Origin of the sequence: Curtobacterium sp. MCSS17_008 (assembly GCF_003234185.1) — a bacterium.
Classification (GTDB): domain Bacteria; phylum Actinomycetota; class Actinomycetes; order Actinomycetales; family Microbacteriaceae; genus Curtobacterium.
On the sequence record NZ_QKSM01000002.1, the window covers coordinates 1 to 19,295 of the forward strand.

The window sequence follows — 19,295 nt, forward strand, 5'->3', positions numbered from 1 at the left end:
CCCCGCCGTCCTGCCGTCCCGCCCCGCCGCCTGGTTCTGGTCGCACGACTCGCCGCTCGACTCTGCGAGGGGCGGCGTGTCGTGCGACCTCGGCGACCGCGGGCGGCGTGTCGTGCGACCGCAGGGTGAGGCGGAGCGGAGCCGTGCGTGGCGCGGACGCGGCCAGGCCGGACGGGAGGCCCGGATCGCCGGCACCCCGCGGCCGCCGGTCCGGCGGTGGGTACGCTCGCCGCATGTGGCCGACCGAGCAGGACTGGCGGGTGTCCGTCCCGGGGCTGGTCCGGCGCGCGGTCGAACGCTGGGACCTGCTGCCCGGCGCGCCGTTCCCCGGCGGCAGCGTCTCGCACGTCCTCCCCGTCCGGACGCCCGACGGCGCTGACGCCGTGCTGAAGCTGTCCCTCCCGCACCGCGAGGCCGAGCACGAGGCCGCCGCGCTGGCCTGCTGGGACGGCTGCGGAGCGGCGCGCCTGCTCGCCGTGGACCCGGACGACCCCTTCGTGCTGCTGCTCGAGCGGTGCGACCCCGGCACCCCGCTCGCCGAGCGCGACGACCTGCCCGCGGCCGAGCGTCTGCAGACCGCCGCGGGCCTGCTCACCCGGCTCTGGGCGGCCGGCGTTCCCGACGACGCACCGTTCGAGTCCGTCGCCGACGTCACCGCGGAGTGGGCGACGCTCGTCGAGTCCCGGATGCGGGACCTCGCTCCACCGTTCGACCCGGGGCTCGTCCGCCACGGGGTCGACCTGCTGCGCACGCTGCCGGGCGGGGCCGGGCGCTCGGCGATCGTGCACGGCGACGCGAACCCGGGCAACGTGCTCGCTGCGAGTCGCGAGCCGTGGCTGGTCATCGATCCGAAGCCCATGGTCGGGGACCCGGCGTACGACCTCTGCCCGCTCGTCGTGCAGGTCGACGACCCGTTCCGGGCGGCCGACCCCCAGCACACGGTGCGGGAGCGGATTACACTGCTCGCCGGGTCGACGGGGGAGCCGCCGGAGCGGATCGCAGCGTGGTGCACGGCACGCCTGGTGGAGTCGGCGCTCTGGTCGGTCAGCCGGGGCAGGGTCGAGGACGGTCAGGACGCCGTGGCCCGCGCGGCCGTCACCGCCGCGATCACCGACGCGCCCGGGGCTCAGTCGGTCGCACCCCGCGGCGGATCGACGAGCAGCGCGACGCGATCACGCAGGTAGTCGTCGAGCGGCACGGCCGCACCGGCGGCGGGGGACCACCGGACGACGGGTTCGTCGTCCACCACGGCGAGGACGCCGTCGGCTCCGACGAGCGAGTCGTCGAGGGGGATCGCGACCGCGCCGTGGTTCACCGTGTCGCCCCGGTCGAAGTGCCCCTTCGCCGCGGCCGCCCGGTACGCGCGGCGGACCTCCGCGGACACGGACACGAACTGCTGCCGACCGGGGTCCGTGACGCGCGTGATCCGCCCGGTCGCCCACGCCCGCCCCGCCGTCTCCGGTGACGACCCGAGCAGCAGGGCACCGACGCGCCACACCCGGCCGAGGGACCGGATGGTCGGCTCGCGCCGGATGCCGAGCACTGCCCGGGGCTCGACGTACTCGCCGAGCGCCTCGTCGCGCACCCCCGCGGTGCGGAGCCGGGTGGTGGCCGCGTCGAGCAGCTCCCGGGTCCGGTGCACTGCGTCCGCCACGCCCTCGTCCTCCACGACCCCCGAGCGTAGACCGCGCGGCGCGAGGGGACGCAGGGCGGGGCCCGCCACCGCGGACGCCTCCGCGTTCGCCGGGCCGCGGACGTGTCCACGGGACCGCTCCACGCGTCCGCAGTGCCGGGCCGAGCGGGGCCACGCAGCCACTGGAATGAGCACGCACCCCCGCCGGTTGCACGGTCACGGAACGAGGAGGAGACCCATGGGCATCGTGCGGTGGCTGTTCGACGCGCAGCTCGTCATCGGCGACCAGACCGTGCTCTGGCGCGAGGTGATCGGCAACGTGTTCGGGTTGCTCAGCGCCCTGGGCGGGATGCGCCGCAGGGTCTGGGCGTGGCCCGTCGGCATCCTCGGCAACGTCCTGCTCTTCACCGTCTTCATGGGTGCGCTCTTCGACACCCCGAACCCCGTGAACCTGCTCGGACAGGCGGGTCGGCAGGTCATGTTCATCCTGGTGAGCGTCTACGGCTGGTACCGCTGGACGCACCGCGCGGACGACGCGACGACCGTGGTCGAGCCGAGGTGGGCCTCCTGGTCGACGCGGGGCCTGCTGGTGCTCGCGCTGGTGGGCGGCACCGCCGTCCTGACCCCGCTGTTCCGTGCGCTCGGGTCGTACGAGCCGGTGTGGAGCGACGCGTGGATCTTCGTCGGTTCGGTCCTGGCGACCTACGGCATGGCGAAGGGCTGGGTCGAGTTCTGGCTGGTCTGGGTCGCGGTCGACCTGGTCGGCGTGCCGCTGCTGTTCTCGGCCGGGTACTACGCCTCCGGCCTGATGTACGTCTTCTACGGGGCGTTCACCCTGACCGGCTTCTTCGTGTGGATGCAGCAGGGCCGGAAGCCGTCCGCGGCGCCGGTGACCGTCGGCTGACCTGGACGACCGATGTCGCGTGCCCCCCGCACGGGGTGAAGACATGCGAGCGCTCGTCATGTGGACTGTCGTGATGGCAGACATGCACGGCGCGCCCGTCGAGGACGACGCGTCGCTGGCCGAGCGCATCGTCCGCGGGGCGATCCGGGCGTACCGCCTGCACCCGTACCACGACGTCGACGCCGTCGTCGTCGCCGAGACGTGCGGGCTCGCGCCGGAGGTCGTCGAACGGCTGTTCCCGACCTGGGACGCGCTGCTCCTGGTGACGTACGACCGGTGGGCGCAGCTGCGCGGTACCCGCCGGGCGACCGTCCCCAGGTGCACCGTCGACCACGTCCGCATGACGCTGGCCGAGGACGTCGCCGACCCGGGGCTCGTCCGGGTCCTCGCCGGTGCGGTGACGATCGCGGCGTCGGAGCGGGACTTCGCGGAGTTCTTCCGGAAGCGCTTCGAGGAGTACGTCGAGGAGCTCACCCGCGGGCTGCAGCGCGACGTCGACGCCGGGGCCGAGCAGATCGGCATCCCCGCGTACCAGGCAGCCACCCAGCTGCTCGCGGTGTACGAGGGTCTGCAGGTGCAGATGCTCGTGCGGCCGTACCTCGACGTCCTGGTCGAGTACGACCGTGCCGTGCGGACGCTGCGCCAGGGCTGGCGCACGCCGGAGCCGGTGTCCTGGGACCTCGACGCGGCGCTCGTCCGGAGCTGACCGTCACGCCGCGCGGTGCCTGCCGGGCGCCCGCCCGGCGCTGGAGGCGCTCGAGGCGCTCGGCGCTGGAGGCGCTCGACGGTCCTGCTCAGCGCTCGCGGGGGCGGCCCCGACGCCAGGCGGCGACCTGCCGCAGCGTGACCTTCGACCCGTACTGGGCGACCGAGTGCCGGAACAGGTACTCGGCGAACCAGAGCAGCACCGCCGCGGCGGCGAACACCTCGACGATGCAGACCACCGACTCGGTGACGGACAGGGACCCGACGGCGTTCCGCACCATGGCGGAGATCGGCGTGAACGTCGGGAAGTACGTGAAGAACGCCGCAACCGGGGACGACGGGGTCGTCATCACGAAGAACGCCGCGTAGAGCGGGATGATCAGCGCGAAGATCGCGGCGGACTGCAGCGTCGAGGCGTCCTTGATCGACGGGACCGCCGCTCCGACCACGACGAACAGCCCGCACGCGAGCAGCACCCCGCCGACCAGCAGGAGCGCCCCGACGACCATGCGCCACGGGTCGACCGACAGTCCGCCGAGCCTCGGCGCCACCAGCGGCAGCGCCAGCAGGGCGACCGCGAGCCCGGGCACGGCGACCACGCCGACCTGCACCAGCCCGACGAGCAGCATCGCGAGCACCTTGCCGCGGATGAGGTCACCGGCGGTCACGGCGGTCAGGATCATCTCGGAGATCCGGTTCTCCTTCTCCTCGACGATCACGGTCACCATGCGCGTCGCGAGCAGGACCACGATGCCGAAGAACGCCGCGACGAAGAGCAGGGGCGGCACGATCGACAGCCAGCCCGGCGCCACGCGTCCCTCGTCGTAGGTCGTGAGGTCGGTGGACGGCGGCGACCGGAGGAGTGCGACCGCCTCGTCGTCGCCGACCGAGGCCGCGACGCTCCGCTCGAGCACCCGTTCGGCGAGCGACGAGTACCCGCCGTTCTCGAACAGCCCGCGGTCGGCGGCGTCGAGTCGGATCGGCTCGCTCGACGGTCTCGCCGGGTACTCGACGAACAAATCGAGCGTTCCGGAGCGGACCGCGGCGCGGTCGCCGGCGGGGTCCTCCGAGGGGGAGCCGCCCCACTTCGCCGCCACCGATGCGGACACCAGACCGGAGTGGTCGACGTAGCGGAACGGGGTCTTCGCGGCCGACGCGCTCGACGACACCGACTCGGAGCCGGCGGCCTGCCCGATGCCGACGAGCACCGAGACGAGGACCACCACGATCGGCAGCGCGAGGGTACCGATCCAGAACGCGGGCTTCTTGACGGCGCGGACGAACTCGAAGCGGACGACCGTCCCGAGGCGGCTCACGCGGCCGCCCCGGTCCGTGCGCCGGATCCGACGTCGGCGCGAGGGACGCCCACCGTGTCGTCGGCGCCCGCGTCGTGGCCGTAGACCTGCACGAAGATCTCGTCGAGGGGGATGCGCCGCATCTCGAAGCCGGTGACGTGCACGCCGGCGGACACGAGCGACGCCAGGATGTCCGCGCCGTCCGCGGCGGCCGCCGGTGTCGGCACCAGGTGGGCGACGTGCCCCTCGTGCCGGGCGAGGCGGTACAGGTCGGACCGCGGGACACCGCCGTCGAGCTGCACGCGGGCGACCGCACCGCCGAACGTGTCCTGCACGTCCGGGATGCTCCCGTACGCGGCGGAGCGGCCGTCCTTGAGCAGGAGGATCCGGTCGCAGAGCCGTTCGACCTCGTCCATGTGGTGGGTGACGAGCACGACGGTCGCACCGTCGGCCTTCCGCTCGTCGACCAGGTCGAGGAGCAGCCGACGGTTCACCGGGTCGAGGCCCTTGGTCGGTTCGTCGAGGATGAGCAGTCGCGGCCGGTCCATCATCGTGATGCCGAGCTGCACCTTCTGCTGCTGGCCACCGGAGAGCTTGTCGACACGGAGCTTCGCACGGTCGGCGAGCCCCACACGCTCGAGGTACCCGGTGCTCCACGCGGTCGCCTCGGGGCGACGGAGTCCGCGGAGCGTCCCGAAGTAGGTCATCACGTCGATGACGGACTCCTTGCGGTACAGGCCTCGCTCCTCGGGCAGGTACCCGATGCCGCCGGTCGCCGGGCCGTACGGCGCGCCGTCGACGTACAGGGTGCCGGCGGTCGGGGTCGTGATGCCGAGCAGGGCGCGGATGGTGGTCGTCTTGCCGGAGCCGTTGCTGCCGAGCAGCCCGAACGTCTCGCCGGGCGCCACGTCGAACGACAGGCCGTCGACGACGTCGCGGTCGCCGAAGCGCATGACGAAGTCCCGCACGCTGATGCTGGCGCCACTCATGCAGCCGACCCTACCGGCGGCCTCGGCGAGTTCCGCCCGCCCGTTCCTTCCCAGCGCACGTGCCGTGGGAAGTGAGAACGGGCGTACCTGGTCGAACGGTTCGACCGGGTACGCCCGTTCTCGCCAGGGGTGCCCGGTTCCGGCAGGCAAGCGATGGGACCCGACGGACGGGAGGCACGGTGCCGCCCGCACCGTGCCTCCCGTCCGTCACCCGGTCGCGTCAGGAACGCAACCAGGCGGTCCCCACACCCGACAGCGCGCCGTCTGCCACCGGCGCGGAGGCGAGCAGCAGCTCGCCGGCGGGGAGTGCGTACGGCTCGTCGCCGAACACCGTCACGCTCGTCCAGCCGTTCGGCCGACGGAACGCGAGCACGTCGTCACGACCGGTCTCGAGCCACTCGAGGTGCTCCTCAGTCTGCAGCTGACCGCGCAGGCCCAGCGCCTTCCGGTACAGGCCCAGCGTCGAGTCCGGGTCGGCGTCCTCGGCCTCGACCGACGACTCCGCGAACCAGGCCGGCTGCGGCAGGTGCGAGCCGCCCGGGCCGAACCCGAAGCTCTCGCCGGTCCTCGTCCACGGGATCGGCACGCGGCAACCGTCGCGACCGACGTCGACGCCCGGGTTCCGGAAGAACGCCGGGTCCTGCCGGTCAGCGTCGGGGATGTCGCCGACCTCGTGCAGGCCGAGCTCCTCGCCCTGGTACAGGTACGCGGAGCCGGGCAGCGCGAGCTCGAGGAGCGTCGCCGCCTGCGCCCGACGGAGTCCGAGGGCCCGGTCGAGCTCGTCCTGCGAACCGCCGGCGAGCAGCCACGCGGCGCCCTGCTTCTGCTCGGCGCCGTTCCGCGCGGGCAGTGCGTAGCGGGTGGCGTGCCGGACGACGTCGTGGTTCGAGAACACCCACGTCGTCGACGAGCCGGACTGCTCCGCGAGCCCGAGGTTGAACTCGATGATCGTCCGGAACTGTTGCGCGTCGAAGTCGGCCTCGAGCAGGTCGAAGTTGAACGCCTGGCCGAGGCCCTCGGCGCTGGCGTAACGGGCACGACGGTCGGCGGCGACCCACGCCTCGGCCACTGCGGTGCGAGCCGGCGTGTACTCGTCGAAGACCTGCCGCCACTCGGCGTAGATCTCGTGCACGTCGTCGCGGTCCCAGAGGATGTGCTGCCCGTCCTTCGGGCTCGCGAGCACCTCGGCCCAGGTGGGCAGCTCGCCCGCGGGCAGGTCCTTCGCCAGGCCGTGCGCGACGTCGATGCGGAAGCCGTCGACCCCGCGGTCCGACCAGAAGCGCAGCGTGTGCAGGAAGTCGTCGCGGACCTCGCGGTTCGCCCAGTCCAGGTCGGGCTGCTCCTTGGCGAAGTTGTGCAGGTACCACTGACCGTCGCCCACGGCCGTCCAGGCCGGGCCGCCGAAGATCGACACCCAGTCGGCCGGCGGCTCGCTCTGGTCGGGCCCCGTGCCGTCGCGGAACACGTAGCGGGCGCGGGCCGGGCTGCCCGCCGGCGACGCCAGGGCTTCGCGGAACCACTCGTGACGGTCGCTGGTGTGGTTCGGCACGATGTCGACGATGACCCGGATGCCGGCGCCGTGCAGTGCCTCGACCATCTCGTCGAAGTCGGCGAGCGTGCCGAGTCGCGGGTCGACGTCGCGGTAGTCGTCGACGTCGTAGCCGCCGTCGGCGAGGGCGGACGGGTAGAAGGGGCTGAGCCACACGGCCTCGATGCCGAGCGAGGCCAGGTACGGCACGCGCGAGGTCACCCCGCGGAGGTCGCCGATGCCGTCGCCGTCCGCGTCGGCGAAGGAGCGGGGGTAGACCTGGTAGACGCTCGCCTGGCGCCACCAGGTGTCGGCTTCCGGGGTGGCTGCGGGCTGGACGGCCGGGTCGAGCACGTCGGTCATGGTGGTGGGGGTCCTCTCGGTGGTCGGTGTCGTCACTTGATCGCGCCCTGCGTCACGCCGGCCATCACCCATCGCTGGGTGACGAGGTAGACGAGGATCGCCGGGGCCATCGCCATGAGGTACGAGGCGAACGACACGTTGTAGTTGTTGCTGAACTGCGTCTGGAACATCTGCTGCAGCACCGGCAGGGTCTGCAGTGCCGGGTCCGAGGTGATCAGCGACGGCATCACGAAGTCGTTCCACGACGCGAGGAACGCGAAGATGCCGACGGTGGCGCTCATCGGCGCGAGGAGCGGGAACACCAGTCGCCAGAACACCTGCCCCGTACTCGCGCCGTCGATGCGTGCACTCTCCTCCAGCTCCGCCGGGATCGACCGCAGGAACGCGGTGAAGAGCAGCACGCTGAACGACAGCTGGAACATGACGTGCAGGATCGCGACGCCGACCGGGTTGTCGAGGTGCGCCAGTCCGGTGAGCTTCACCTGCGACAGCGCGAGCACCGGGAACGGCAGGAACATCGCCGCGAGCAGGTAGAAGAACGACCAGCGGAAGAGCCGGCGGTCCCAGTTCCGAGCGATGGCGTACGCGGTGAACGACGCGAGCAGGATCGTGCCGGCGACCGTGATCGCCGCGATGAACACCGAGACCCCGAACGCCCGCGGGAAGTCCGTGAGTTCCCACGCCTGCACGAACCCGTCGACGCTGAACGGAGCGGGGAGCGAGAACGCGTTGCCGTCCACCGCCTGCGACGTCGTCTTGAACGCCATCGTGACGGTGACGTAGAGCGGGACGAGGACGGACAGGGCGCAGAGGACCAGGACGATCGTGACGGGCCAGTTGAACCGCTCGCCGCGCCGCCCGGCGGTGCGGTCGGCGTCCACCGAACGGATCGTGCCCGTGGCGGTGGTGCCGGGGCGCAAGGGTGCTTGCAGGGACATCAGAGCGCTGCCTTCCCGCGGGTCGCCCGCAGCTGGATCACGGCGATCACGACGGCGATCACGAAGAAGATCGTCGCGTTCGCCATCTGGTAGGCGTAGTCGCCGCCGTTGAAGCCCTTGAAGATCGACATCGCCACGCTGGTGGTCGAGGTACCGGGGCCGCCGTCGGTCAGGCCGACGATGATGTCGTACGAGTTCAGGAAGTTCTTGAACCCGATGACCAGGTTGATGAGGATGTACCCCGCGGTGAGGGGTGCCGTGATCGAGACCAGCTGCCGCCACGAGCTGGCACCGTCGAGGGCTGCGGCCTCGTACACCTCGCCGGGGATCGACAGGACGCCCGCGATGTAGATGAGGAGCGTCGACGGGATCGCCTGCCAGGCCGTCACGATGACGATGGCGACCCACGCCAGGTCCGGGTCCGCCAGGATGCTCTGTTCGAGCGGGGCGAACCCGACCGCGGACGCGAGCGCCGGCAGGCTGTTCGCGAAGAGGAACGAGAACACGTACGCGATGACGATGCCGGAGATGACCATCGGCAGCACGAACACCGCGCGGAGTGCGATCTTGCCGCGGATCTTCGACGTCAACGCGATCGCCAGCAGGAACGCGATCGCGTTCACGACGAGCACGGTCACGAGCGAGAACCCGATGGTGAACAGGTACGCCTGCAGGATCGCGGGGTCGGAGAACACGGCGACGTAGTTCGTCAGACCGGTGAACCGGAACTCGCCGAACCCGACGGAGTTCGTGAAGCTCAGCACGATGCCCATCACCGCCGGGAGCGTGATGGCGAGCGTGAAGAGCACGAGCGTGGGGACGAGGAACACGAGGAACAGCGGGTCGACCGGCCTGCGGCGCGCTCGTGCGCCGTTCCGTCCGGTCTGGAGGCGCGGTGCGGCTCCGCCCCGTCGGCGCCGGTCCGCCGTCGTGATCGACTCGGTGGTCGTGGTGGCCATGCGTGGTCTCCTTACGCGGCCGAGCGGAGCGCGAGACGCGCCCAGTCGGCGTCGAGGGTGCGGAGCTGTCGCTGCGGGTCGCCACCGAAGGCGATCGACTGTGCGTAGTTCGCGACGGGGATCTCGGCGGGGATGAGCTGTGAAGCGCCGAGGAAGAAGGCGGCGTCGTCGTAGTACGACTGCATGCCGGCGAGGGCTGGGTTCGACGCCGGGGGAGCGTCCCGCCGGACGCCGAACCCGTTGTTGTCCGCGTTGTACCGGTCGTTGACGGCGGGGCTCATGAGGAACGACAGGAACTCGCGCGCGGCCTCCTGCTTGCGGGACGCCTCCGGGATCCACAGCGCCAGGTCGACGTTGACGCGCACCTTGCGGTCCGCCGGGTCGTCGGTGACGGGGAGCGGGAACGTCCCGAGGTCCATGTCGGGGTTCGTCTTCGCGATCTCGCCGAGCGCCCACGGCCCCTGCAGGTACATGGCCGCCTGCCCCTTCGCGAACGCCGTGTTCCCGTCGCCGTACCCCCGGCTCGCCGCGCCCGCCTGGTGCCACTCCAGGAGCTGGGTCATGCGCTCCATCGGCGCGGCGAACGCCTTCGTGAACGACGGCGCCGAGCCCGTGCCGACCGAGGTCCCGGCCCGCTGCAGCGCGGCGAAGGTGGACGGGACGTCCACCATGCCCCCGATCGAGTAGTCGAACATGCCCTGGGCGATGGTCCAGTTGTCCTTGAACGTGCCGTAGATCGGGGCGATCCCGGCTCGCACCAGTCGCTCGCAGACGTCCGCGAACTCGCTCCAGGTCGTCGGGACGTCGAGTCCCTGCTCGGCGAAGCGGCGCTTGTCGTAGATGACCGACGCCGCGGTCACCGAGTAGGGCAGTGCGCTCCTCCGGCCCGGGTAGTCCGCGGTCTGCTCGAGGAGCGGCCACAGGTCCGGGTTGATCGTCGCGGCCTGCGGGAGGTCCGACAGGTCGGTGAGGGCGCCGTGCTCGACGAACGGTGCGACCGAGAAGTTGTAGTTCCAGCACCCGAGGTCCGGTGGTCGGTTCCGGACGAAGTTCGCGGACATGCTCGACGTCGAGTCCCGGACGACCCGGATCGTCGACTGGCTGTCGTGGAACCTCGCGATGACGTCGTCGAAGTACCCGATGACCTCGGGCTTCGACACGTAGAAGGTGATGGTCTCGGGTCGGCTGCTCGATCCTCCGAGCGGAGCGCACCCGGCGAGTGCCAGGCCCGCCCCGATGCCGCCCGCACCGAGCAGGAACCCGCGGCGGGTGACCCCGGCCGTGCCCCTGGTGGTGGCGTGTGCTTGCACGTCGTCTCCGTCCGTCCGGACCCGGCGTCCCTGCCGTTCCGGTCCTCGTGCCGACGTCGGTGTCGGCTCGCGGGACTAAATCTACCCAGAAAATCTAATCACGCAAGCAACTGGTCCCACGGTAGGGTCGGCGCATGCCACAGCGCCGTGAGACGACCCGCGTGACCAGCGCCGAGACGGTCCTGGCCTACGCGTTCGACGCCGCGGCCTTCACCGCGTCCGAGGCGATCGACGCCACCGGCCTCACCCGGTCGACCGTCCTGGCCGCGTGCACGGAGCTCGTCCGACTGGGGTGGCTGCGTGACCTCGACGACGCCCGGGCTGCGGGGGAGTACCGGAAGGGTCGGCCGGCCAGACGCTACGAGCTCGACGCGGACGCCGGGGTCGTCGTCGGCGTCGACGCCGGGCAGCACCGGGTCACGGCGCTCGTCGCCGACCTGCGGGGTGCGGTGCTCGCCCGGACCGAGGGCGCCCTCGGCGAGTCCGGGCTCGAGGTGCCCGTGCGGCTCGCGGTCACCGAGGACACCGTCGCGTCGGCGCTCGCCGCGGCCGGCGTCGAGCCCGTCCGGGTGCTCGTCACGGTCGTCGGCATCCCCGCCCCCGTCGACGCGACGGGCGCGTCACCCGACGACGGCGGGTTCTGGAACAGCATGAACCCCGGCTTCGCGGGCGTCGTGCCGCACGGCGTCGTCGTGGTGGAGAACGACGCGAACGCCGCCGCCCTGGCGGAGCGACCCTCGTCGGGCGATGCGTCCTTCGCCGCACTGCTCTCCGGCGAGCGCTTCGGAGCCGGGCTCGTCGTCGACGGCGCGCTGCTCCGCGGTGCCCGCGGTGGCGCGGGGGAGCTCCGCGTGCTCGACCTCGTCGACGGGGTGTCCTCGTCCGACGGCATCGGGCGGACGGCGCGGACCCTCGTGCGTGCTGCACGGGCCGAGGGGCTGGTGGACGACGGGTCACTGCTCGGCGGGGACGAGGAACCCGGAGCGGCCGAGGTGTTCGCCGCTGCCGCGCTGCGGGATCCGGTCGCACTCGAGGTCGTCGACCGGCTCGGCGACCGGCTCGCCCGTGTCTGCGTCCTGCTCGCGAGCCTGCTCGACATCGACCGGGTCGTCGTGGCCGGGGCGATCGCCGACGCGGCCGAGCCCGTGATCGACCGCGCCCGCGAACACCTGGCCGCGTGGGAGTACGACCCGACGCCCGAGGTCGTGGCGTCGCGCCTCGGTGGAGACGTCGTCGTGCTCGGTGCCGTCGCCCGCGCCCTCGACACCGTGCACGCCGACCCGCTGGCGTTCCCGCTGCCCGCGGCCCAGGGTGTCGTCACCGCCTGAACGGTGGCGCGGACCCACCTCGAACGCGTGCCGCCCGCCGCGGCCGTCGCACACGTCGACGGTCACGATCCGGTTCCGGTCCTGCGCTCGTCCGGGCGCGACCGGGGCCGCGGCTCCAGACTGGCTCCGTGGCGCTCCGTCCCCTCCTTGCTCCCGCGCTCCTCGGCGTCCTCGCGGTCCTGCTCACCGGATGTGTCGCCGTCGGACCCCAGCAGGGGTACCTCACACTGACCGGCAGCGACGCCGTGGCGCTCCCGCCGTGCGGGTCCCCGGACCCGGTGCCCGTGGCCGCGCTCGCGACGGACGTCCCTGCGGAGTGCGAGCCTGCCGGGCAGGCGCTCGTCTTCCCGGGAGGTGAGCAGGTGCAGCTCCCGGCCGAGACGATCGGCACGGGGGCGCAGGTCTCTGCCTCGGGTGTCGTGCGCTCCTACGTCGGTGTCGGCCGGTACGGCATCGTCGCGGCCGAGTCCGGCTCCGGCTGCTCCGAGGTCCGGGAGTGGGGCACGGCCGAGGGGCTCCGCCGCGTGCACGCCGCGTTCGGCCCCGAGTGGATGTGCGGCTGACGTCCGACCGGCAGGTCGAGACGACCGGCACCGTCCGCGGTTCCCGCCCGGTCTGCCGATCGACTAGAATGTCAGGCCTCACGTGTTCCGCCGCGTTCAGGAGGGGAAGGGTTCGTGCGTCGCCGGGATCGGTCAGGGGTGCTCGGGGTGTCCGCCGTCTTCGTGGCGTGTGGTGTCGCGCAGGCATCGTGGGCGGTGCAGCTGCCCTGGTTCCGCGCGGTGCTCGCGCTGTCCGACGGTGACACCGGACTGCTCACCGCGGCGCTGAGCGCTTCGTGCTGCGCGGGACTCGCCGTCGGCTCGTGCGCCCTGCGACGCGTCCTCGCCCCGCGGGTGCTCTCGTTCGCAGCCGTCGCGATCGTCGTCGGAGCCGTCCTGCTGCAGGCGGTGCCGGCCACCCGCTCCCTCCCCGTGCTCACCACGGCGCTCGCGGTCCTGGGACTCGGCATCGGGACCGCGGACGTCGCGGCGAACGTCCTCGGCGGTTCCGTCGAGCAGCGGACCGGGCGGGTGCTCCTGCCCGTGCTGCACGCCGGGTACAGCGCCGGGCTCGTCACGGGGGCCGTGCTCGGGCTGCTCGCCGGCGAGGGCACGCCGTCGGTCGGTGCCGTGCCGCTCGGGTTGTGCGTGGCCTCGGCACTCACCGGGCTGGTGGCGCTGCGGGTGGCGGAGGGGCGCGCGGACGGTAGCCGCAGCGAGCCGACGCCGACCGCCCGGGGGGCCGGTGTGCCGGTGGGCCGTCGGTCCGCGTGGCACGCGGTGGTGCCCCTCGGGGTGGTGCTCGCGCTCGCAGCGGCCGTCGAGGGCATCGGCGACACGTGGGTGCCGGTCCTCGCAGCTGACCGGACCGCCGGCCCCGTCGGCCCGTCGCCCGCCCTGGTCTACCTCGCCTTCACCGCTGCGGTGCTGGTCAGCCGCCTCGTCGTGCACCTCGCCGGCAGGCGGTGGCCCCGGCTCGTCCTGCTCCGCGCTGCGCTGCTGGTCGGCGGCTCCGGGCTGGTCCTCGTCGTGGTCGACGGGGCGGCACTGCCCGTCGCCGTCGCGCTCTGGGGTGCGGGGACCGGCGTCGCCTTCCCGCTCCTGGTGTCCGAGGCCGCCGCGCGCGGTGCCGCGTCGCCGCGGGTCGTCCCCGCGGTGACGGCCGCCGGGTACGCCGGGTTCCTCCTCGGCCCGGCAGGGGTCGGACTGCTCTCGCAGTCGACCGGACACGGCGTGATCCCCGTGCTCAGCGTCGTGCTGCTCCTCGCCGCGCTCCTCGTGGCCGTGGCGGTCCTCCGGCCGGGGTCGTCGGTGTCGGTCGCTCCGCTCCCCGTGTCGACTGCTCCGCATCCGTCGGCCGCCGACCCCGAGCGTCGGAGCGACCACGTCTCCCGGCTCGCCGCGTCGTCGCTCCGCCGCTGGAGCGCCCGCCGACGGGTCCGTGCGACGCGGCCCGGCCTCGCTGCGACCTCCACGCACCCGACCCCGACGGTGGGCACGCATCCGACGACGGGCGACGTGCGCGTCCCGGGAGGATCGCGAGGAGGCCCCCGGCGGCGTCGGTCAGACCGTCCACCGAGGTGACACACCGTGGGGCGACCGGTGACGTGCCCGCCGGGTCCGTGACCGGTCCTGTCGGCACCCCGGCCACCGTGTCGGCCAGCGTCCGTGCGGTGGGTCTCAGCGGATCACCACGGGAACGTCCGCACCCGAGCCGTCGCCGTCGTGCGAGTGCACGCCGAGCACCGCATCGCCCCGTGGCAGGTCCGCAGGCAGGGCGAAGCGACCGGTGACCGTGAGCGACGGGCCCTCGGGTGTCGGTCGGCCGAGCAGCACGCTGCGGTCCGTCGTTGCCGGGGTGATCGTCACGGTCACGTCCTCGGAGGCGCGGGGAGGCTCCCACCCGTGTCCTCGCACGTCTGGTACAGCCAGTCTGCCCGTCGTCTCGATCCGGTGACGATCCTCCCCGGGACGCCGGAGGTCATCACCACCGCCGGAGCCGTCAGGAGGACGACGACGGGAGCTCGTCCCACAGGTGCGCGATGGACGCGGCGCCGTCCAGCAGCGTGTGGACGTCGACGCTCTCGTCACTCGCGTGCCAGTGGTCCTCGGGGAGGCCGGTGCCGATGAACAGGACCGGCGCGTCGAAGACCCGGCCGAGCAGCTCGGCGGGTCCACCGCCCGCGTTCCCCATGCGACCGGCCGGCCGGCGCCCGTGTCCCGCCTCCAGGGCCCGGACGAGCGCGTCGAGCGCCGGACCGTCCGGTGTGACGTACGGGTCCTGCCCCGTCTCCTCCGGGATCGACAGCTCGTGGGTGAAGCCGTCCGGCAGCCGGTCGGTGACGAACGAGCGCAGCTGCTCGGCGATGGTCGCCACTCGCTGGTGCGGGACCGTCCGGATGCTGATCGTCGCCGTCGCCTCACGGGGGACGACGGCTCGGGGGAACCCCGTGGGGTCGCCGGCCAGGAGCGTCAACACCTCGATCGTCGGGCGGGCCCAGAGCCGTTCCTCGACGGTGTGGCCCGGCTCGCCGACGATGCTCCGGGTCTCGGTGCGGTCCGTCCACACGTCGCTGTCGAACCGCAGGTCCGCCAGCTGCTGCCGACGCTCGTGGGTGATCTCGTCGACGTCGTCGAGGAAGCCCGGCACGACGATCCGTCCGTCCGGGTCGTGCATCGCGGCGAGCACCGCGACGAGGGCGTGCGCAGGGTTGGGGGCCGAACCGGAGACGGCACCGCTGTGCACGTCGCGGGCAGGTCCGGTGACGGTGAGGGTCGCACCCGTGATCCCGCGCATCGAGGTCACGACGGCTGGATCGCCGACCTTCCACTGCAGGGTGTCGGAGAACACGACCACGTCGCACGCCAGCCGGTCGCGCTCGGCGTCCAGGAGCGCCGCGAGGTGCGCCGACCCGAGTTCCTCCTCACCCTCGACGAGGTACTTGAGGTTGACGGCCGGACCCGCGTCGCCACGTCGCTCGAGGTGTGCGCGGAGCCCCCACAGGTGCGCGACGACCTGGCCCTTCGCGTCGGACGCACCGCGGCCGTACAGGCGCCCGTCGCGCCGCACCGGTCGGAACGGCTCGGTCTCCGCCCACTCCTCGGGCTTCGCGTGCCGGACGTCGTGGTGGCTGTAGACCAGGACCGTCGGGCGCGACGGGTCCGTCTCCGTGCAGCCGAACACCGCGGGCGCCGGGCCCGCGCGCAGGATCGCCGTCTCCAGTCCGACCTCCCGCATCGCGCCGGCGAGCCACCGGGCGGACCGTTCGACGTCGGGCTGTCGGTCGGGTTGCGAAGCCACCGACGGGATCTCGACCCACTCCGCCAGCTGGTCGACGACCTCGTCGCGGTGGTGCTCGAGGAAGCGCCGGATCCGCTCGCCGTCGTCGGTGCTCACGCGCCCACCGTCGGGGCGGTCGTGCCGGTCGTCACGTCGGTCGTCACGCCGGTCGTCGCGCCGATCGTCACGTCGCTCGCCGCGAGGGCGACGGCGGCAACGTCGGCGGTGGCCGCGTGGAACGCGCGTTGGCGGGCCGCACCCGTCCCGAACCGGAACAGGTCCGCGGTCCCGCGTTCGACGAGCTGGTCGTCCCCGTTCGCCACGAGGGCGGGCAGGACCTTGGCGAGCAGCATCGCGACGACCTCGGCGGCCGGTGCCGGTGTACCGGTGGTCGGGTCGACGAGCGTCCCGCCCAGCCCGCCGAGCGCCGCGCACCAGTTGGCCAGGCGCAGCGCGCAGACCGAGGCCTGCGGTGCCGTGCCGCCGTTGCGCCACTCCTCGGCCGCCGTGTCGACCAGCGCCCGCGCGAGCCCCGCGACGGTGGCGGTGGTCCCGGCGTCGAGGGGGACGTCGGCGACCCGGATCTCGATCGTGGGGTGCCGGTGCGACAGCCGGGCGTCGAAGTAGAGCATGCCCGGGTCGAGCAGCGTCCCGGTGCCGAGCAGTGCGTCGACCACGCTCCGGTACCGCGCCGCCGAACCGTAGAGCTCCATCGGTCCGGAGGACGGCCACTGGCTCCACGACACCGAGCGCCAGCTCGCGTGGCCCGTGTCGACCCCGTCGTGCAACGGCGAGTTGGCCGTCATCGCGAGCAGGACGGGCGTCCACGTGCGGATGCGGTCGAGGACGGCGACGCCCTCCTCCGGTGACGAGACGGCGACGTGCACGTGCAGTCCGCACGAGAGGACGCGGCGCGGCAGGCTGCCGTACCGCTCGATCATCGCCCGGTAGCGCGGGTCGTCGGTCGGGTGCGGGACCGCCGCCGTCGGTGACGTCGCGAGCGCGGCGGCACGGGCCCCGAACCCCCGTGCCAGACGGTCCGCCAGCGTCCGGTTCGCGGTCACCTCCTCGCCGAGCGCGGTGAGGGACCGGTGCGGGCGGGTGATGACCTCGAGCATCTCGCGGTGCAGCTCCCCGGTCAGCGGCCCGGCGTCACCGGCCGTTGCAGCACGGGCGAGCAGACGCCCCGCCACGGGGACCGGCGCACCGGTCCGCCCGTCGATCAGGAGCAGTTCTTCCTCGACGCCCACGGTCCTCATGGGTCCAGTTGAGTCCGTCCGGCGTTGTTCGGCGCACAGGGTGCCACTTCACGCGGATCGGGCATCCGCCTTGCGCGGGGACGGCGTGCGCGGACCTCGTCGTCGGCCGCGGGGCGGTTCAGCGGGGGAGCGCCCCGAGCACCTCGGCGGCGCGGGCGGCGTCCTCGGCGCTGACGTCCAGGTGGGTCACGAGCCGGACGCTGCGCGGGCCGAGCTGCATCACCCGGACGCCTTGTCGCGCGGCCGCGGTCACGAAGCCGGGCGGGTCGGCGACCTCGGCGAAGACGATGTTCGTGTCGACCGTGGCCGGGTCGACGTCGAGCGCCGCGGCGAGCACCCGGGCGTTCGCGTGGTCCTCGGCGAGTCGGTCGACGTGGTACCGGAGCGCGTGGCGTCCCGCTGCGGCCAGGAAGCCCGTCTGCCGCATGCCGCCGCCGTAGCGCTTCCGCCAGATCCGCGCCGCGTCGACGTGCTGCCGCGACCCGACGAGCACCGAGCCCACGGGAGCGCCGAGGCCCTTCGACAGGCAGACGGACACCGTGTCGTAGCCCTCGGCGAGCTCGCGGAGCGGGGTGCCCGACGCGACGTGGGCGTTCCAGAGCCGGGCGCCGTCGAGGTGCACCGCGATCCCGTGCTCCCGCGCGAAGGCCTGCACGGCGCGGACCTCGTCGACGGGCTGGACGGTGCCGCCGCCGAAGTTGTGCGTGTTCTCGATCGCGATCGCCGTCGTCGACACGCTGTAGGCACCCGCGTTCGGCTCGGCGACCTCGGCGACCGCCGCGGCCACGAGCCGTCCGCGCTCTGACGGCCACGTCCGCGTCGTGATGCCCGAGAAGACCGCGGCGGCGCCGAGCTCCGCACGGACGACGTGGGCGCGCACGTCGGCCAGCAGCTCCTCGCCCGGGGCGACGTGCAACCGGAGACCGAGCTGGTTCGCGAGCGAGCCGGTCGGGGTGAACAGGCCCGCCTCGTGCCCGAGCAGGTCCGCCACCTCCTGCTCGAGGGCGTTCGTCTCCGGGTCCTCCCCGAAGACGTCGTCACCGACCTCGGCCTCGGCCATCGCCCGGCGCATCGCGGGCGTGGGGCGGGTGACGGTGTCGGAGCGCAGGTCGATCGGGGCGTCGGTCACCAGGCAACGCTAACGCGCTGCACAGACCGGCGACGACGCACGTCGCTACCGTGATGCCCATGCAGCCGCCCGCACCCGGATCCCTCCGCATCCTGCACCTGTCCGACACACACCTGACCGGCGACGGCGCCCTGCACCAGGGGTCGGTCGACACGACCACGGCGCTCGACGCGGTCCTGGGGCACGTCGACGGTGTGCCCGGGGTCGGGCTCGTCGTCGTCTCGGGCGACGTGTCCGAGGACGGCAGTGCGGAGTCCTACCGCACCGCTCGCGAGCGGATCGGCGCCTGGGCAGAGCGGCACGGTGCAGCGCTCGTGCTGGTCCCCGGCAACCACGACCTGCGCGAGGGGTTCCGCCAGGTGCTCGCCAACGGGCACGTCCTCGGCGAGGGCGGCAGCCCGCTCGCGCACACCATGGAGTACCTGCCACCGACCGTCCCGGTCTCGGGGCAGACCACCGTCGCGGGCTTCCGCGTCGTGACCGTCGACACGAGCGTGCCGGGAGCCGGGTACGGCGAGCTCAGCGGGACCGCGCTCGAGCGGCTGCGCTCCGCGCTCGCCGAGGAGCCCGTCCCGCACGGCACCGTGGTCGTCCTGCACCACCCGCCGCTGCCCTCGCCGACCCTGCTGCACGAGGCGCTGCGCCTGCAGGACCCCGAGGACCTCGCCGGCCTCCTCGACGGGTCCGACGTGCGCGTCGTGCTCGCTGGTCACCAGCACCACCACGCGGCCGGCTCGCTCGCGGGTGTCCCGGTGCTCGTCGCCCCGGGAGTCGCGAACGACACCGACGTCGTCGGCCCGTACGACGAGGAGTCCGCCCACGTCGCCCACGGAGCGCTCGTCGTCGACGTGGCCGCCGACGGCTCCGTCTGGTCGACCCCGGTGCGCGTCACGGATCCGGACCGCGACGCACTCGCGTTCTCGCTCGACGCCGACACGGTCGCGCGCATCGCGCAGCAGGCCGGACCCGCCGCGCGCTGAGCGCGCCCGGCGCACCACGCGCGGTCCGGAGGTGCGGCGCGGCCCGACCCGCGCCTGGCGTCCGCACCACCGTCGGACGGGAGGCGCGTCGCCGTCCCGACCCGCGCCTCCCGTCCGACGGTCCGCGGCCCGGTACCCCTCGCTCACGGACAC

General features: G+C 73.3%; 18 protein-coding genes. 7 read left to right on the forward strand and 11 right to left on the reverse strand.

Annotated elements, in window-relative coordinates; genetic code table 11:
* Positions 1-233 precede the first annotated feature (233 nt).
* A complete protein-coding gene (locus tag DEJ23_RS02735; RefSeq protein WP_111238755.1) occupies positions 234-1,184 on the forward strand; it encodes an aminoglycoside phosphotransferase family protein in 951 nt (316 codons plus the stop codon).
* Here the strand turns inward: DEJ23_RS02735 and DEJ23_RS02740 are convergent.
* Positions 1,127-1,654 carry a hypothetical protein gene (locus DEJ23_RS02740; protein WP_258375226.1) on the reverse strand — a complete coding sequence of 176 codons (528 nt, stop codon included), beginning with the start codon at positions 1,652-1,654 and terminating at the stop codon, positions 1,127-1,129. The genes DEJ23_RS02735 and DEJ23_RS02740 overlap by 58 nt on opposite strands.
* 217 nt (positions 1,655-1,871) lie before the next feature.
* Between DEJ23_RS02740 and pnuC the strand changes: the two genes are divergently transcribed.
* The gene (gene pnuC, locus DEJ23_RS02745) at positions 1,872-2,537 is read left to right on the forward strand and encodes a nicotinamide riboside transporter PnuC (RefSeq protein ID WP_111238756.1); all 666 of its coding nucleotides are present in this window, start codon (positions 1,872-1,874) and stop codon (positions 2,535-2,537) included.
* A gap of 73 nt (positions 2,538-2,610) precedes the next feature.
* Positions 2,611-3,243: a hypothetical protein gene (locus tag DEJ23_RS02750; RefSeq protein ID WP_146240173.1), complete on the forward strand. Its 633-nt coding sequence runs from the start codon at positions 2,611-2,613 to the stop codon at positions 3,241-3,243.
* An 88-nt stretch (positions 3,244-3,331) separates the two neighbouring features.
* Here the strand turns inward: DEJ23_RS02750 and DEJ23_RS02755 are convergent, their stop codons facing one another.
* The 6 genes from DEJ23_RS02755 to DEJ23_RS02780 all read right to left on the reverse strand — a co-directional run bounded on the left by DEJ23_RS02755 (position 3,332) and on the right by DEJ23_RS02780 (position 10,624).
* Positions 3,332-4,558, reverse strand: a complete 1,227-nt coding sequence (locus tag DEJ23_RS02755) for an ABC transporter permease (protein ID WP_181429083.1) — start codon at positions 4,556-4,558, stop codon at positions 3,332-3,334.
* The gene (locus DEJ23_RS02760) at positions 4,555-5,526 is read right to left on the reverse strand and encodes an ABC transporter ATP-binding protein (protein ID WP_111238758.1); all 972 of its coding nucleotides are present in this window, start codon (positions 5,524-5,526) and stop codon (positions 4,555-4,557) included. Before DEJ23_RS02760 ends, DEJ23_RS02755 begins: the two co-directional genes overlap by 4 nt.
* Positions 5,527-5,746: 220 nt before the next feature.
* Entirely contained in the window at positions 5,747-7,417 is a 1,671-nt protein-coding gene (locus tag DEJ23_RS02765; RefSeq protein WP_111238759.1) for a glycoside hydrolase family 13 protein, read from the reverse strand.
* A 32-nt stretch (positions 7,418-7,449) separates the two neighbouring features.
* The gene (locus DEJ23_RS02770; RefSeq protein WP_181429084.1) at positions 7,450-8,355 is read right to left on the reverse strand and encodes a carbohydrate ABC transporter permease; all 906 of its coding nucleotides are present in this window, start codon (positions 8,353-8,355) and stop codon (positions 7,450-7,452) included.
* Positions 8,355-9,314: a carbohydrate ABC transporter permease gene (locus DEJ23_RS02775; protein ID WP_111238760.1), complete on the reverse strand. Its 960-nt coding sequence runs from the start codon at positions 9,312-9,314 to the stop codon at positions 8,355-8,357. Before DEJ23_RS02775 ends, DEJ23_RS02770 begins: the two co-directional genes overlap by 1 nt.
* 11 nt (positions 9,315-9,325) lie before the next feature.
* Positions 9,326-10,624 carry an ABC transporter substrate-binding protein gene (locus DEJ23_RS02780; RefSeq protein ID WP_111238761.1) on the reverse strand — a complete coding sequence of 433 codons (1,299 nt, stop codon included), beginning with the start codon at positions 10,622-10,624 and terminating at the stop codon, positions 9,326-9,328.
* 134 nt (positions 10,625-10,758) lie between these two features.
* On the opposite strand from DEJ23_RS02780, the gene DEJ23_RS02785 reads away from it, so the two are divergent.
* From DEJ23_RS02785 to DEJ23_RS02795, 3 genes are all read left to right on the forward strand, one after another.
* Complete coding sequence (locus DEJ23_RS02785) at positions 10,759-11,952, forward strand: ROK family protein (protein ID WP_111238762.1); 1,194 nt, start codon at positions 10,759-10,761, stop codon at positions 11,950-11,952.
* Between the two features lie 128 nt (positions 11,953-12,080).
* Positions 12,081-12,515, forward strand: a complete 435-nt coding sequence (locus DEJ23_RS02790) for a hypothetical protein (RefSeq protein ID WP_111238763.1) — start codon at positions 12,081-12,083, stop codon at positions 12,513-12,515.
* Positions 12,516-12,662: 147 nt separating this feature from the next.
* Positions 12,663-14,078, forward strand: coding sequence for a sugar MFS transporter (locus tag DEJ23_RS02795; RefSeq protein ID WP_220034173.1), 1,416 nt, complete (start codon positions 12,663-12,665; stop codon positions 14,076-14,078).
* Positions 14,079-14,174: 96 nt separating this feature from the next.
* Here the strand turns inward: DEJ23_RS02795 and DEJ23_RS02800 are convergent, their stop codons facing one another.
* From DEJ23_RS02800 to DEJ23_RS02815, 4 genes are all read right to left on the reverse strand, one after another.
* Complete coding sequence (locus DEJ23_RS02800; protein ID WP_146240175.1) at positions 14,175-14,363, reverse strand: hypothetical protein; 189 nt, start codon at positions 14,361-14,363, stop codon at positions 14,175-14,177.
* Positions 14,364-14,496: 133 nt separating this feature from the next.
* Positions 14,497-15,891 carry a M20/M25/M40 family metallo-hydrolase gene (locus DEJ23_RS02805; RefSeq protein WP_220034174.1) on the reverse strand — a complete coding sequence of 465 codons (1,395 nt, stop codon included), beginning with the start codon at positions 15,889-15,891 and terminating at the stop codon, positions 14,497-14,499.
* On the reverse strand, positions 15,888-17,033 hold the full coding sequence (locus DEJ23_RS02810) for a glutamate--cysteine ligase (protein WP_111238766.1): 1,146 nt from the start codon (positions 17,031-17,033) through the stop codon (positions 15,888-15,890). Before DEJ23_RS02810 ends, DEJ23_RS02805 begins: the two co-directional genes overlap by 4 nt.
* 118 nt (positions 17,034-17,151) lie before the next feature.
* On the reverse strand, positions 17,152-18,162 hold the full coding sequence (locus DEJ23_RS02815; protein ID WP_111238767.1) for a low specificity L-threonine aldolase: 1,011 nt from the start codon (positions 18,160-18,162) through the stop codon (positions 17,152-17,154).
* A 59-nt stretch (positions 18,163-18,221) separates the two neighbouring features.
* Between DEJ23_RS02815 and DEJ23_RS02820 the strand changes: the two genes are divergently transcribed.
* Positions 18,222-19,142 (forward strand): metallophosphoesterase, encoded by a 921-nt coding sequence (locus tag DEJ23_RS02820; protein ID WP_111239015.1) that lies wholly within the window; start codon positions 18,222-18,224, stop codon positions 19,140-19,142.
* The last annotated feature ends 153 nt before the right edge of the window (positions 19,143-19,295 follow it).